The sequence below is a fragment of the Streptomyces sp. NPDC025784 genome, assembly GCF_055558435.1.
This window is the reverse complement of record NZ_JBVHMN010000011.1, coordinates 238,083-252,612: the sequence shown is the minus strand read 5'-3', so window position 1 is coordinate 252,612 and position 14,530 is coordinate 238,083. Positions and strand designations below refer to the sequence as shown.

The 14,530-nt window shown below is 71.3% G+C and carries 12 protein-coding genes; 7 read left to right on the top strand and 5 right to left on the bottom strand.

Annotated elements, in window-relative coordinates:
* Window positions 1-156: 156 nt before the first annotated feature.
* On the bottom strand, window positions 157-1,596 hold the full coding sequence (locus tag ACZ4IF_RS25290) for a gamma-aminobutyraldehyde dehydrogenase (protein ID WP_467566485.1): 1,440 nt from the start codon (window positions 1,594-1,596) through the stop codon (window positions 157-159).
* A 214-nt stretch (window positions 1,597-1,810) separates the two neighbouring features.
* On the opposite strand from ACZ4IF_RS25290, the gene ACZ4IF_RS25285 reads away from it, so the two are divergent.
* From ACZ4IF_RS25285 to ACZ4IF_RS25255, 7 genes are all read left to right on the top strand, one after another.
* Window positions 1,811-2,326, top strand: coding sequence for an Lrp/AsnC family transcriptional regulator (locus ACZ4IF_RS25285; RefSeq protein WP_095936937.1), 516 nt, complete (start codon window positions 1,811-1,813; stop codon window positions 2,324-2,326).
* Window positions 2,311-3,693, top strand: a complete 1,383-nt coding sequence (locus ACZ4IF_RS25280; protein WP_028802479.1) for an aspartate aminotransferase family protein — start codon at window positions 2,311-2,313, stop codon at window positions 3,691-3,693. The genes ACZ4IF_RS25285 and ACZ4IF_RS25280 overlap by 16 nt, the downstream gene beginning before the upstream one ends.
* Before the next feature lie 282 nt (window positions 3,694-3,975).
* Window positions 3,976-4,713 (top strand): ABC transporter ATP-binding protein, encoded by a 738-nt coding sequence (locus ACZ4IF_RS25275; protein ID WP_095936936.1) that lies wholly within the window; start codon window positions 3,976-3,978, stop codon window positions 4,711-4,713.
* Window positions 4,695-6,362, top strand: a complete 1,668-nt coding sequence (locus tag ACZ4IF_RS25270) for a hypothetical protein (RefSeq protein WP_467566482.1) — start codon at window positions 4,695-4,697, stop codon at window positions 6,360-6,362. The genes ACZ4IF_RS25275 and ACZ4IF_RS25270 overlap by 19 nt, the downstream gene beginning before the upstream one ends.
* Before the next feature lie 95 nt (window positions 6,363-6,457).
* Window positions 6,458-6,865, top strand: a complete 408-nt coding sequence (locus tag ACZ4IF_RS25265) for a VOC family protein (protein ID WP_467566479.1) — start codon at window positions 6,458-6,460, stop codon at window positions 6,863-6,865.
* Window positions 6,866-6,953: 88 nt separating this feature from the next.
* Window positions 6,954-8,066 (top strand): LOG family protein, encoded by a 1,113-nt coding sequence (locus ACZ4IF_RS25260; protein ID WP_467566476.1) that lies wholly within the window; start codon window positions 6,954-6,956, stop codon window positions 8,064-8,066.
* Between the two features lie 159 nt (window positions 8,067-8,225).
* The gene (locus ACZ4IF_RS25255; protein WP_467566473.1) at window positions 8,226-8,891 is read left to right on the top strand and encodes an LAETG motif-containing sortase-dependent surface protein; all 666 of its coding nucleotides are present in this window, start codon (window positions 8,226-8,228) and stop codon (window positions 8,889-8,891) included.
* A 172-nt stretch (window positions 8,892-9,063) separates the two neighbouring features.
* Here the strand turns inward: ACZ4IF_RS25255 and ACZ4IF_RS25250 are convergent, their stop codons facing one another.
* From ACZ4IF_RS25250 to rlmN, 4 genes are all read right to left on the bottom strand, one after another.
* Window positions 9,064-10,095 (bottom strand): ABC transporter ATP-binding protein, encoded by a 1,032-nt coding sequence (locus ACZ4IF_RS25250; protein WP_467566470.1) that lies wholly within the window; start codon window positions 10,093-10,095, stop codon window positions 9,064-9,066.
* A gap of 2 nt (window positions 10,096-10,097) precedes the next feature.
* Complete coding sequence (locus tag ACZ4IF_RS25245; RefSeq protein WP_467566467.1) at window positions 10,098-11,708, bottom strand: ABC transporter permease; 1,611 nt, start codon at window positions 11,706-11,708, stop codon at window positions 10,098-10,100.
* Between the two features lie 143 nt (window positions 11,709-11,851).
* Window positions 11,852-12,952 (bottom strand): thiamine ABC transporter substrate-binding protein, encoded by a 1,101-nt coding sequence (locus ACZ4IF_RS25240; RefSeq protein ID WP_467566464.1) that lies wholly within the window; start codon window positions 12,950-12,952, stop codon window positions 11,852-11,854.
* 417 nt (window positions 12,953-13,369) lie between these two features.
* Entirely contained in the window at window positions 13,370-14,476 is a 1,107-nt protein-coding gene (gene rlmN / locus ACZ4IF_RS25235) for a dual-specificity RNA methyltransferase RlmN (protein WP_467566461.1), read from the bottom strand.
* Between the last annotated feature and the right edge of the window lie 54 nt (window positions 14,477-14,530).

Genomic DNA, 14,530 nt, shown 5'->3' with positions numbered 1-14,530 from the left:
ACACCCTGTCGATCACCGGCCGGGACCGGCGAGCGGACCGTGCACGACGGCGGCCCCGGACGGTCGATTCCCGTCCGGGGCCGCGCTGTTCGCCTCACATGCCCGGCCGCCGGGCCCGGCCGCCATGGCGGCGGCGCGGCCCGTGGCGGTGGGCGGTCAGCCGTCGAGCGAGGTCATCACGTGCTTGATGCGCGTGTAGTCGTCGAAGCCGTACGCCGACAGGTCCTTGCCGTAGCCGGACTTCTTGAAGCCGCCGTGCGGCATCTCGGCGACCAGCGGGATGTGGGTGTTGATCCAGACGCAGCCGAAGTCGAGCGACTTCGACAGGCGCATCGCGCGGGAGTGGTCCTTGGTCCACACGGAGGAGGCGAGGGCGTAGTCGACGCCGTTCGCCCACTCGACGGCCTGCGTCTCGTCCGAGAAGGACTGGACCGTGATGACCGGGCCGAAGACCTCGTTCTGGATGATCTCGTCGTCCTGCTTGAGGCCGGAGACGACGGTCGGGGCGTAGAAGTAGCCCTTCTCGCCGACCTGGTGGCCGCCCGTCTCGACCTTGGCGTGAGCGGGCAGGCGCTCGATGAACCCGGAGACCTGCTTCAGCTGGTTCGGGTTGTTCAGGGGGCCGAAGAGCACGTCCTCGTCGTCCGGCTGACCGGTCTTGGTCTCGGCGGCGGCCTTCGCGAGCGCGGCGACGAACTCGTCGTGGATGGACTCCTGGACGAGTACGCGGGTGGCGGCCGTGCAGTCCTGGCCGGCGTTGAAGAAGCCCGCGACGGAGATGTCCTCGACGGCCTTGGCGATGTCGGTGTCCTCGAAGACGACGACCGGGGCCTTGCCGCCGAGCTCCAGGTGGACGCGCTTGAGGTCCTTGGACGCCGACTCGGCGACCGACATGCCGGCGCGCACGGAGCCGGTGATGGACGCCATCGCCGGGGTCGGGTGCTCGACCATCGCACGTCCGGTGTCGCGGTCGCCGCAGATGACGTTGAAGACGCCCTTGGGGAGGATGCCGCCGATGATGTCGGCGATCAGGACGGTGGAGGCGGGCGTGGTGTCCGACGGCTTGAGGACGACCGTGTTGCCGGCCGCCAGGGCCGGGGCGAACTTCCACACGGCCATCATCATCGGGTAGTTCCACGGCGCGACCTGCGCGCAGACGCCGACCGGCTCGCGGCGGACGATCGAGGTCATGCCCTCCATGTACTCGCCGGCCGAGCGGCCCTCGAGCATGCGTGCGGCGCCCGCGAAGAAGCGGATCTGGTCCACCATCGGCGGGATTTCCTCGGAGCGGGTCAGCCCGATCGGCTTGCCGGTGTTCTCGACCTCGGCCGCGATGAGCTCCTCGGCCCGCTCCTCGAAGGCGTCCGCGATCTTCAGGAGGGCCTTCTGGCGCTCGGACGGCGTGGTGTCGCGCCAGGCCGGGAAGGCCGTGGCGGCGGCCGCCATCGCGGCGTCGACGTCGGCCTGTCCGGAGAGCGGCGCGGTCGCGTACGCCTCACCGGTCGCGGGGTTGACCACCTCCGTGGTCCGCCCATCGGCGGCATCGCGGAACTCTCCGTCGATGTAATTGCGCAGACGACGCAGCTCGGTGCTCACTGCCCGGCCCTCCTGTCAGATGTGCGTTGACTCAGCTGTCCGGTTACCTGGGACACCCAGGTGTCCACTACCTGAGATACCTGAGGGGCCCACCCTAATCCGTGGATCCACGTTTTCAACACCCCTGGTCCGGCCAGAGCTGCGAAATCCGCAAGACACGTCCTCGTAAACAACGAATTTCATCGCTGCGACCTTGCGGAACTGTCGATACGTCGTGCACAGTGAGGCCGTGGCCAGTCGAAGCGCAGACCCCAGGGACTCCCGCGAGTCCAGGAACGGCACCCCCCAGCTGGATGCCGTCTCCCTCGCCATCATCGAGCAGCTGCAGCAGGACGGACGCCGCCCGTACGCCGCGATCGGCAAGGCCGTGGGCCTGTCCGAGGCGGCCGTGCGCCAGCGCGTCCAGAAGCTGCTCGACCAGGGCGTGATGCAGATCGTCGCCGTCACGGACCCGCTCACCGTGGGCTTCCGCCGGCAGGCGATGGTGGGCATCAACGTCGAGGGCGACCTCGAACCGGTGGCCGACGCGCTGACCGCCATGCCGGAAGTCGAGTACGTGGTGATGACCGCGGGCTCGTTCGACCTCCTCGTAGAAGTCGTCTGCGAGGACGACGACCACCTGCTGGACGTCATCAACAAACGCATCCGGGCCCTGCCCGCGGTGCGCTCCACCGAGAGCTTCGTCTACCTGAAGCTCAAGAAGCAGACCTACATGTGGGGAACCCGATAGCCGTGAGCACCAAGGACCTCAGCAAGACCGCGTACGACCACCTGTGGATGCACTTCACCCGCATGTCCTCGTACGAGAACGCGCCCGTTCCCACCATCGTCCGGGGTGAGGGCACCTACATCTACGACGACAAGGGCAAGAAGTACCTCGACGGTCTTGCGGGCCTGTTCGTGGTCCAGGCCGGCCACGGCCGCCAGGAGCTGGCCGAGGTGGCCGCCAAGCAGGCCGCCGAGCTGGCCTTCTTCCCCGTGTGGTCCTACGCCCACCCCAAGGCCGTGGAGCTGGCCGAGCGCCTCGCCCACCACGCGCCCGGCGACCTGAACAAGGTCTTCTTCACCACCGGAGGCGGCGAGGCCGTCGAGACCGCGTGGAAGCTCGCCAAGCAGTACTGGAAGCTCCGCGGCCACCACACCAAGTACAAGGTCATCTCGCGTGCGGTCGCCTACCACGGCACCCCGCAGGGCGCCCTGTCCATCACCGGCCTGCCGGCCCTGAAGGCCCCCTTCGAGCCGCTGGTACCCGGCGCGCACAAGGTCCCCAACACGAACATCTACCGCGCCCCGATCCACGGCGACGACCCGGAGGCCTTCGGCCGCTGGGCCGCCGACCAGATCGAGCAGCAGATCCTCTTCGAGGGCCCGGAGACGGTCGCCGCCGTCTTCCTGGAGCCGGTGCAGAACGCCGGCGGCTGCTTCCCGCCGCCGCCCGGCTACTTCCAGCGGGTGCGGGAGATCTGCGACCAGTACGACGTGCTGCTCGTCTCGGACGAGGTCATCTGCGCCTTCGGCCGCCTGGGCACCACGTTCGCCTGCGACAAGTTCGGCTACGTACCGGACATGATCACCTGCGCCAAGGGCATGACCTCGGGCTACTCCCCGATCGGCGCGTGCATCGTCTCCGACCGCATCGCCGAGCCGTTCTACAAGGGCGACAACACCTTCCTGCACGGCTACACCTTCGGCGGCCACCCGGTCTCCGCGGCGGTGGGCCTCGCCAACCTCGACCTGTTCGAGCGCGAGGGCCTCAACCAGCACGTGCTGGACAACGAGAGCGCCTTCCTCAGCACCCTCCAGAAGCTGCACGACCTGCCGATCGTCGGCGACGTCCGCGGCAACGGCTTCTTCTACGGCATCGAGCTCGTGAAGGACAAGGCCACCAAGGAGACCTTCACGGACGAGGAGTCGGAGCGCGTGCTCTACGGCTTCGTGTCCAAGAAGCTCTTCGAGTACGGCCTGTACTGCCGCGCCGACGACCGCGGTGACCCGGTCATCCAGCTGTCGCCGCCGCTCATCTCCGACCAGTCGACCTTCGACGAGATCGAGGGGATCATCCGTCAGGTGCTGACGGAGGCGTGGGCGAAGCTCTGATCCACGCGCGGGCCGTGCGCCCGAGGCGCGTTCCCGGGGTCGTGACCCCGGGGCGCGGCCTGGCGGCCACGACGCCCCGGCGAAGCTCCGGTCTTCCTCCTGGTTGATCAACACCGGCCCCGGTGCCCCCCGTTCGAGTGAGAATGGGCGGCCCGGGGCCGCGTGCTGTCCGGCCTCCCGGCCCCGACTCCCTAGCGTGCCCAGTGACCGATCGGCCCTGCCTTCGTTCCCTCGTCCGGGGGACTTGGCCTGGCAAATCAGATCTGAACCGAGGTGTACGCGATGGTGGCCCCGCCGGACAACGACGTGCTCTGGGCACGCGCCCTGCACGTCAATCACAACGGCTCGCCCGCGCTCAGCGGTGTCTCGCTCGGTGTTCGAGAGGGCGAGATCCTCGCCGTCGGCGGCCCGCGCGGCAGCGGCAAGACGACCCTGCTCCAGTGCCTGTCGGGCCAGCTGCTGCCGCAGGAGGGCGAGGTCTGGTTCAACAGCGTGCCCGTGCACACCATGGGCCCGCTCAGCCGCGAACGTCTGCGCCGCGACCGCTTCGGCTGGATCGACCCGGCCCCCGTGCTGATCCCCGAGCTGAACGCCTGGGAGAACGCCGCGCTGCCGCTGATGCTGCGCGGTACCGGACGCAGGGCCGCCAAGACCACCGCCCTGGAGTGGCTGGAGCGGCTCGACATCGGGGGCTGCGCCCGCAAGCGCCCGCACACCCTGCTCCAGGCCGAGCGGCAGCGCGTCGCCATCGCGCGGGCCCTCGTCCCCGCGCCCACCGTGCTCTTCGCCGACGAGCCGACCGCCTCGCTGCACCGCGCCGACCGCACCCATGTGCTGCGCACGCTCACCGCGGCCGCCCGCTCGCACGGCATCACGGTCGTCCTCGCCACGCACGACGCGGACACCGCGGCCCTCGCCGACCGCACGGTGTCGCTCCTCGACGGACGACGCGTGAACACCGTCCACCTGCCCCCGGTCACCGAGACGGAAGGCCGGGCCGCGTGCTCGCTCTCCGTCTAGCCCGCGGCGCGCAGCCCCTCGTCCAGGTCCGCCGGCTGCTGGTGGCCGCCGCCTCGACGGGTACCGGGTTCCTGCTGCTGTGCGCGCTGGGGTACGCGATGACGCACCCGGACGGCTCGCCCGGCTCGGCACTGCGGCTCGCCTGGTGCGCGGTGCCCGTGGCGACGACCGTGTACTTCGCCGTCGCGGTCGCCCGCACCGACCCCGGTACCCGGCCGCGCCCCGGCCTCGCGGCCATCGGGCTCGGCCCGGGGCGCCTGATGGCCATCTCGACGGCCACCACCGCCCTGTCCACCACCCTCGGCTCGGTGCTCGCCCTGGTCCTGTTCCTGTATCTGCGGGGCGACCTCACGGGCATGCCCCTGGACGGCGCGGCGGCGGAGTTCCTCGCCACGGACAGCTCCCTGCCGCTGCCCGCGGCACTGACCCTGCTGGCGCTGGTGCCGCTCGCGGCGTCCGCCGCGGTCGCGGTGGCGCTGCGTCCGCGGGGCGGCAGGCCGCGCCGCGTCGTGGACTCCTACGGCCGCACCTGGATCACGGCACGGCAGATCGCGGCGGACGGCTCCGCGAGCCGCACCGCCGACCGGACGGAACGCTCCACGGCGCAGGGGGCCGAGACCGACACCACGGCGGGCTCCGCCGGTGCGGACACCCCCGGACACACCGGCGCGCCCGCCGCCCGGGGCGCCGACGGCGACGCGGCGGCCCGCGCCGGCGGGGAAGCCTCCCGCGTCCCCGACCCGCACTTCTACTCCGACCTCCTCGACGCCGTCGCCGGCGACGACGTGGCCGACGCGGGTCCGGACTTCCACTGGACCGCGGAGGCGTACGGCGACACGGAGCGCGACGGCCCCCAGGCGCACGCCGACACCGAGGCTCGCGACGAGCGCGGGGGCCGTGCGCGGGCCGGCCGCCGGCGGGACACCCAGGACTCCCGCCCCGAGGCGCCGGACGCTCAGGAGGCCGCCGAGGCCCCCGCTCGCCGCCGTCGGCAGATCCGCCCGGCCGTCGAGTTCGACCCGCGCCGCCTCCCGCCCGTCGAGACCACGCCCGGCGGTCTGCCGTGGGGCGCGGCGACGGTCGCGGCGGGGCTGGCCGTGGAGACGTACGCGGGCCGTTCCCCTTCCGCCGCCGGGCTCACGCTGCCCGGCGGATTCGCCGACGGCCCGGCCGGGGTGCTGGTCGGCTGGGTGCTCACCGCGCTCGGACTGGCGATGGCGGGACCGGCGCTCACCTATCTGTGCGGCCGGCTGCTCCAGGCCGTACGGCCGGGTGCGCTGCGGCTGCTCGCCGGACGTGTCCTGCAGGCGGAGTCCCGGCGCATCGGGCAGCCGCTCGGTGTCGTGTGCGCGGTGGCCTGCGGCGGCTACGCCATGGCGACGCTGTACACCGGCGAGCAGCCCGGATTCGGGCCGCTGACCACCCTCGGAACCCTGCTGGTCGCGGGGTCCACCCTGCTGACCCTGGCGACGGCCGCCGTCGAGGCGAAGCAGGCCCGCGCGGACACCACGGCCGCGCTGCTGCGGCTCGGGGCGCCCGCCACCGTGCTGCGCGGCGCCGCGGCGCTCCGGGTCGCCGCGCTGCTCGCCCTGTTCACCCCGCTCACCTGGGTGATCGCCGAATTGGCCGCACTGCCCCTGGTGCAGTGAAAGCCCGTACGAAAAGAGTCCGCGCCGGGCGATGAGTTCCGCGCGGACCCGCGGTCTACCTCTCCGAACGCCACATCACCGACGGGAGACCTCGCATGTACCAGCAGATGATCTTCGTGAACCTGCCCGTGGCCGACGTCGACACCTCGAAGAAGTTCTTCACGGAGCTCGGCTACACGATCAACCCGCAGTTCACGACCGACGACTGCGCCTGTGTCGTGATCAGCGACACCATCGTCGCGATGATGCTGAGCAAGCAGCGCTACGCGGACTTCACGAAGAAGCAGATCGCGGACGCGACGAAGACCAGCGAAGTGCTGCTGTGTCTGAGCGCCGAGAGCCGCGAGAAGGTCGACGAACTGGTCGACGGGGCGATCGCGGCGGGCGGCTCGGCCGCCGGCGAGACGCAGGACCACGGCTTCATGTACGGCCGCGCCTTCGACGACCCGGACGGCCACACCTGGGAGGTCATGTGGATGGACCCGGCGGCCGTCCAGGGCTGACCCGCACGCCCCGCGCACCCCGGTCGGCACGGGACGGATTTCCGTCCCGGCCCCGGGGTGCGGGCCGTTCAGGCCCTAGCATGACCGGGTGCAGCCGACACCACACACGTCCGACGACCGTGAGATCGAGTCCCTCGCCGAGTTCGACGAGGTCGTCGCGGCGGGCAGTTCTCTCTCCGGGTTCCGGGTCCAGGCAGTCGATCTGACGAACCGTACGAAGACGCTGCTGTCCGTGGACAGCGCGGGAGCCGTCTTCCTCGGCTGCCCCATGGACCCCGAGGCGGCGGCCGCGGTCCGGGCCGCGGGCGCCCTGGTCTTCCCGCCCGTACCCGGGCTGCCCTTCGACCCGTACCGCGGCGTGCTCTACTCCCCCGACGAGCTCTTCGAGGCACTCGACTCGGGATACGAGGCGACGCCGGACGCCCGCGCGTACGCCTGGTTCCAGCAGACCAAGGCCGACGGGGACATATTCGCCTCGATGCTGCGCTCCGTCCACGACGACGCCGTCTCGGACGCGCTCGACGAACTCCTGGTCGGCGCACGGGTGGTCGGCGTGATGGGCGGCCACGCGATGGCACGCGGCAGCGAGGAGTACGCGGGGGCCGCGCGCCTCGGCCGGGAGCTGGCGCGTGCCGGTTACACGGTCGCCACCGGCGGCGGACCCGGCGCGATGGAGGCCGCGAACCTCGGTGCGTACGCGGCCCCCTTCGACGACCGTATGCTCCGCGAGGCCCTGCAACTGCTCGCCAAGGCACCGTCGTTCGGACCGTCGGTGACGGACTGGGCGCACGCCGCCTTCGACGTGCGGGAGCGGTGGCCCTCCGGCGGCGCGTCGGTCGGCATCCCCACCTGGTTCTACGGCCACGAGCCGCCCAACGCGTTCGCGGCGCACATCGCCAAGTACTTCGCCAACGCCACCCGCGAGGACGGCCTGCTGGCCCGCTCGAACGCCGGCGTGGTCTTCCTGCCGGGCGCGGCCGGGACCGTGCAGGAGATCTTCGACAACGCGACCCCGAACTACTACGAGTCGCGGGGCGAGCCGACCCCCATGGTCCTGGTGAACCAGACACATTGGACCGAGAAGTACCCCACCTGGCCACTGCTCCAGTCACTGGCCCGGGACCGCTCGATGGAGTCGCGCATCACGCTCGTGGACCGTATCGAGGACGCTCCGGAGGCGCTCAAACGCCTCGGTGGTTAATGACAAGGCAAAGCCGACGTCCGGGCAGGGTCTACGCATTGACAGCCCTTAGGTGACGCTTATAAACCTGTGAGACTCCTGGGGGTGCTGTTGTCGCAGCACGCTTCACAACAAATCCCCCCTCACCCCCCGCAGTTGCGCAATCTGTGAAGGGCAATCGTGTCCATATCTCGCCGTACCGCACGTTCCGTGCGCATCCTCGGTGTTGCATCCGCCTCGGCCGCGCTCGCGCTCGGCGTTGCGGGCAACGCACTCGCCTGCAACATCCGTGACTTCTCGGCCGTCGCCTCCTGCGACGACAACGGGAAGGGCATCATCACCGTGACCGACACCGACGCCTCGGGCAAGGACGCAGAGGTCTCGGTCTACCTCGAGTCGAACGGCGCCGACGAGAAGCTGGTCGGCACCAAGACGGTCACCGGCACCCGTGAGGGCGCCACCGTGACGTTCTCGGAGGACTGGTCCCCCAAGGCCGTGTACCGCGTGCACATCAAGGCCGGGAACATCGTCGACGAGGACATCTCCCCGAACCTGACCGCCCCCTCCGAGGCCTGCAAGTCCACGGAGACGCCGTCGCCTTCGGAGACCCCCAAGCCGTCGGAGACGCCTTCGGACGAGCCGACCCCGTCGGCCTCCGAGAGCACCACCGCTCCCGCGACGACCGGGGACAACTCCCCGTCGCCCGCGACTGGTGACTCCAACCTCGCCGAGACCGGTGCGAACTCCAACACCGGCATGATCGCCGGTATCGCCGGCGCGCTCGTCGTGGTCGGCGGCGGAGCGGTCTTCTTCGGCATGCGCCGTCGCGCCTCGAAGACCAGCTGACGCACCACCGTACGCAGGTGTGGCCCGTCCCCTTCCCGGGGGCGGGCCACACCCGTGTCCGCGGGCCGGACGCCGTCCGCGGGCCGCGGGCCGCGCGCAGTCCGCGGGCTCTCTGCGGGGCGGTCGGCGACGCAGCGGCGTTCGCCGGCCGAGCGACGGCGCGGGGCGCGCGCTACGCGCCGCCCGGGCCCCCGAGCACGGCGATCTCGGCGACGTCGAACGCCACTCCGACCACGTCACCGGGCGCCGGCGCGTCGCGCAGCGCGCACGCCGCCTCGAGCCGCGGCGCGCCCTCCGGTTGCAGCTGTACGGCGACATGGGTGCCCCGGAAGGTGCGTGCGGCGACGGTGCAGCGCAGCCCGTCGGCCCGGTCCACGAGCCGTACGCCCGCGGGCCGCACGAGGAGCGTGCCGGTCCCCTGCCGGGAGCCCTGCGGCACCGGCACCTTGCCCCACGGCGTGTCCGCGGCCTCGCCGCTCACCGTCGCCTCGACGACGTTGTCGAAACCGAGGAAACGGGCCACGAAGGCGTCCGCGGGGCGCTGCCAGACCTCCAGCGGCGTACCGGACTGGGCGATACGGCCGTCCCGCATCACCACGACCCGGTCGGCGATCGCGAAGGCCTCGCCCTGGTCATGCGTGACGGCCAGCACCGTCGTGCCCAACTCCCCGAAGAGCTGGCGCAGTTCGACGACGAGCCGCTCGCGCAGGGATCGGTCCAGCTGGCCGAGGGGCTCGTCCAGCATCAGCAGACGAGGGCGCGGGGCGAGCGCGCGGGCCAGCGCGACCCGCTGCTGCTCACCGCCGGACAGCTCCCCGACGGCCCTGGACGCGGCCCCCGGAAGACCGACGAGCTCCAGCAACTCCCTGACATGTGCGGCCTGCTCGCCCTTCGGTGCGCCGTGCATCCGCAGCCCGAAGGCGACGTTGCCGCCCACGTCCCGCTGCGGGAACAGCTGGTGGTCCTGGAACATCAGGCCCACGCCCCGCTTGTGCGCGGGGACACCGCCCAGGTCCCGGCCGTCCAGGCACACCCGCCCGGCGTCCAGCGCCTGAAGTCCCGCGACGACCCGGAGCAGCGTCGACTTGCCGCTGCCGCTCGGCCCGAGCACGCAGACGATCTCGTGCTCCGCCACGTCGAGACCGACGGCGTCGAGCGCGGCCCGCGCGCCGAAGCGCACGGTCGCGCCTGCGAGTTCGAGCATGGTCAGAACTCCCTCGTCCGGTCCGTCCGTACCCGCTCCAGGAGCAGCAGCGCCACCGCACACACCACCATCAAGATCGTCGAAAGGGCCATCGCCTGGCCGTAGTTGAGATCGCCCGCCCGCCCGAGCAGACGTGCCACCGCGACCGGCAGCGTCGGGTTGTCGGGCCGCGCGATGAACACGGTCGCCCCGAACTCGCCGAGCGACACGGCGAAGGCGAACCCGGCCGCGATCAGCAGCGCCCGCCGCACCATCGGCAGGTCGACCTCGCGCCACACGCGCCAGGGCGAGGCGCCGAGCACGGCCGCCGCCTCACGCAGCCGTCCGTCCACCGCCCGCAGTACGGGCAGCATCGTCCGCACCACGAAGGGGACCCCGACCAGCGCCTGCGCGAGCGGCACCAGGATCCAGCTGCTCCGCAGGTCCAGCGGCGGTTCGTCGAGCGCGATGAGGAATCCGAAACCGACCGTCACGGCGGAGACGCCGAGCGGCAGCATGAGCAGCGCGTCGAAGCCCCGTACGAGACGGCCCGCGTCACGGCGGGTGAGGGCGGCGGCCGCCAGTCCGCCGATGACGACGGCGATCGCGGTGGCGGCGAGGGCGTACTCCAGCGAGGTACCGATCGCCGTGACCGGCGCGACGAGGAAGGCACCTCCGTCGTCGGAGGTCAGCGCCCTGTAGTAGGCGAAGCCATGGCCGCCCGGTGTGTCGAGCGAGCGCTGGACGAGCACCCCGAGCGGGAGCACGAGCAGGACGGCGACGCTCGCGAGAACTCCCCCGAGCAGCGCCCACTGACCGGCCCCCCGCGGCCGGCGCGCGGTCGTCTCCGGGGCCACCAGGCGCAGCGCGGTCTCCCTGCGCCGCACCGTCCCCGCGTGCACGGCGAGGATCGCGCCCACGGCCACGAACTGGATGAGCGTCAGCACCGCCGCCGTGGCGAGGTCGAAGATCTGCGAGGTCTGCCGGTAGATCTCGACTTCGAGGGTGGAGAAGGTGGGGCCGCCGAGGATCTGCACCACGCCGAAGGAGGTGAAGGTGAAGAGGAACACCATGAGCGCGGCGGCGGCCACGGCCGGGCTCAGCGCCGGAAGCGTCACCTTGCGCCAGGCCGCGAACCGCGAGGCGCCGAGCATCCGCGCGGCCTCCTCCTGGCGTGGGTCGAGCTGCGCCCACAGCCCGCCGACGGTCCGTACGACGACCGCGTAGTTGAAGAAGACGTGCGCGAGCAGAATGGCCCAGACCGTGGTGTCGAGCCGCACGCCCCACAGCTCGTCGAGCAGGCCGCCTCGGCCGACCAGCGCCAGGAACGCCGTGCCGACGACGACGGTCGGCAGCACGAAGGGCACCGTCACCACGGCCCTGAGGACCTGCTTGCCCCTGAAATCGAAGCGCGCGAACACATACGCGCCGGGGAGCGCGATCAGCAGCGTGAGCACCGTCGAGGCGAGCGCCTGCCAGGTGGTGAACCAGAGCACGTGCCGGATGTCGGGCTGCGTGAGCACGTCCGCGATCCGTCCCAGTCGCCACTGCCCGTCGCTCTTCAGGCCGCGGGCCACGATCGCGGCGACGGGGTAGGCGAAGAAGACGGCGAAGAACGCGACGGGCACGGCCATGAGGCCGAGCCGGGCCGCGTTCGCGCGCCCGCCCGCTCCGCGCCGTCGGCCGCGTCCCTCGCCTCCGAGGCCGCCGCCTCCGCGCCGCCCGCTCCCGGTCTCCCGGGGCGTCGGCGCCTTGGCCACGGCTTCGGACGTGTCGGCTACTTCAGTACGAGCGAGGTCCACGACTTGACCCACTGGTCACGGTTGGCGGCGATCCTGTCGGGCGCCATGGTCTCGGGGTTCTTGGCCTGCGGGCCGTACTGGTCGAACTCCGCGGGCACCTGGGCGGCTTCCCGCACCGGGTAGACGAACATGTTCAGCGGCATGTCGTCCTGGAACTCCTTGGTGAGCATGAAGTCGATGAGCGCCTTGCCGCCCTTGGCGTTCCCGGCGTTGCTCAGCAGCCCCGCGTACTCGACCTGGCGGAAGCAGGTGCCGGTGGCGACCCCGGTGGGCGCCGTCTTCGGCTTCGGGCTGGCGTAGATCACCTCGGCGGGCGGGGACGAGGCGTACGAGACGACCAGCGGCCGGTCGCCCTTGGCCTTCTTGCCGCCGGCGGACCCGGAGAACTCCTCGTCGTAGGCCTGCTCCCAGCCGTCGACGACCTTCACGCCGTTGGCCTTGAGCTTCTTCCAGTAGTCCTGCCAGCCTCCGCCGTTCGAGCCGGAGGTGTTCCCGTCGCCGTACTTCGCGGCGGTGCCCAGCAGGAAGCCGAGGCCGGGCGAGGACGTGGACGCGTTCTCGGTGACGAGGAGGTTCTTGTACTCGGGCTTGATCAGATCGTCGAAGGACTGCGGGGGCGTCAGCTTGTGCTCGCTGAAGTAGGCCTTGTCGTAGTTGACGCAGATGTCGCCCGAGTCGACGGGCGTGGCCCGGTGCTTGCCCTGATCGACGCGGTACTGCGGAAGCACCTGGTCCAGGCCCTTCGCCTCGTACGGCTGGAAGAGCCCGTTGTCGAGGGCACGGGAGAGCAGGGTGTTGTCGACGCCGAAGAAGACATCGCCCTGCGGATTGTCCTTGGTGAGGATCGCCTTGTTCACAGCCTGCCCGGCGTCACCGTCCTTGAGGACCCTGACCTTGTAGCCGGACTGCTTCTCGAAGTCCTTGAGCACGCTCTTCGACACGGCCCACGAGTCGTGGCTGACGAGCGTGACGGTCTTCGGGTCCGCCGAGCCGCCGTCGCCCGACGACCCGCACGCGGACAGCGTGGCCAGGCCGAGGCCTATGGCCACGGCTGCGAACTTCTTGGTGGTGCTCACTGATTTCCTCCTGGGTGGCCAGGAAGAGACGCGGCCCTGCCCGGGACCTCTGACAGGTCCCGGGCAGGGCGCAACAGCTTGAGTGATGACCGAACTTCCTACCCAGAATGACCTGGGCAAGGTTCAGAGGGTCTGCGGTCTGTCCCGCACTCTCAGCGCTGTGGCGCTCCCCTGTCGGAATATGAAGATGTACGTACAGACCTCAGCGTACCGTCTGGGCCCTGCGGGCCCGGCGCGCGGTGACCGCGGGGCCGACGCCCGGTCCCCGGGGCCGTGGCACGGCCGTCGGGAGGCCGCCCGCCGGCCCGGATCGTGGCGCGCCCGGCGACCCGGATCGCAGCGCGTCCCGCGGCCCGGATCGTGGTGCGCCCGCCGGCCCGGCGCACCCGGTGGCCGGGCCGGTGTCGTGCCGGAGGTCTAACGCTCGGTGGCCGCGAGCTGTCCGCACGCCCCGTCGATCTCCTGACCGCGGGTGTCCCGGACGGTCACCGGCACGCCGTGGGCGGCGATCGCCTCGACGAACGCCTTCTCGTCCTCGGGTCGCGAGGCGGTCCACTTCGATCCCGGGGTCGGGTTCAGCGGGATGAGGTTGACGTGCACCGGCTTGCCCTTGAGCAGCCGCCCGAGCCGGTCACCGCGCCATGCCTGGTCGTTGATGTCGCGGATGAGGGCGTACTCGATGGACAGCCGGCGCCCGGACCTGGCCGCGTACTCCCAGCCGGCGTCCAGCACCTCGCGCACCTTCCACCGCGTGTTGACGGGCACGAGCGTGTCGCGCAGTTCGTCGTCGGGTGCGTGCAGCGAGATGGCCAGCCGGCACTTGAAGCCCTCGTCGGCGAAGCGGTGGATGGCGGGGACGAGCCCCACCGTCGACACGGTGATGCCGCGCTGCGAGAGTCCGAGCCCGTCCGGCTCGGGGTCGGTGAGGGCACGGATCGCTCCGACCACCCGCTTGTAGTTGGCGAGCGGCTCACCCATGCCCATGAAGACGATGTTGCTCAGCCGCGCCGGGCCGCCCGGGATCTCGCCGTCCCTGAGGGCACGCATGCCGTCCACGATCTGGTGCACGATCTCGCCGGTCGACAGGTTCCGGTCGAGGCCGGCCTGGCCGGTCGCGCAGAACGGGCAGTTCATCCCGCAGCCGGCCTGGGAGCTGATGCACATGGTCACCCGATCCGGGTACCGCATCAGCACGGACTCGACGAGTGTGCCGTCGAAGAGCCGCCACAGGGTCTTGCGGGTGGTGTCCTGGTCGGTGGACAGGTGCCGCACGACGGTCATCAGCTCGGGAAGCAGCGCTTCCTGGAGCTTGCCGCGTGACGCGGCCGGGATGTCCGTCCACTCCGCAGGGTCGTGCGCGAACCGCGCGAAGTAGTGCTGCGAGAGCTGCTTGGCGCGAAACGGCTTCTCGCCGATCGCGGCGACAGCCTCTTTGCGCTCGGCGGGCGTGAGATCGGCAAGGTGCCGCGGCGGCTTCTTGGCTCCGCGCGGGGCGACGAAAGTGAGTTCTCCGGGCTTCGGCATAACCCTTCCAGTGTCGCAGATCAACTCGACCGGCCCAGGCCAGAGCGGGGTGGG

What these genes read in the sequence shown, in the direction of transcription:
- ACZ4IF_RS25275 (WP_095936936.1), top strand. Translation starts at nt 3,976, where the DNA reads ATGGTGGCCCCGCCGGACAACGACGTGCTCTGGGCACGCGCCCTGCAC.
- ACZ4IF_RS25245 (WP_467566467.1), bottom strand. Translation starts at nt 11,708, where the DNA reads ATGGCCGTGCCCGTCGCGTTCTTCGCCGTCTTCTTCGCCTACCCCGTC.
- ACZ4IF_RS25265 (WP_467566479.1), top strand. Translation starts at nt 6,458, where the DNA reads ATGTACCAGCAGATGATCTTCGTGAACCTGCCCGTGGCCGACGTCGAC.
- ACZ4IF_RS25250 (WP_467566470.1), bottom strand. Translation starts at nt 10,095, where the DNA reads ATGCTCGAACTCGCAGGCGCGACCGTGCGCTTCGGCGCGCGGGCCGCG.
- rlmN (WP_467566461.1), bottom strand. Translation starts at nt 14,476, where the DNA reads ATGCCGAAGCCCGGAGAACTCACTTTCGTCGCCCCGCGCGGAGCCAAG.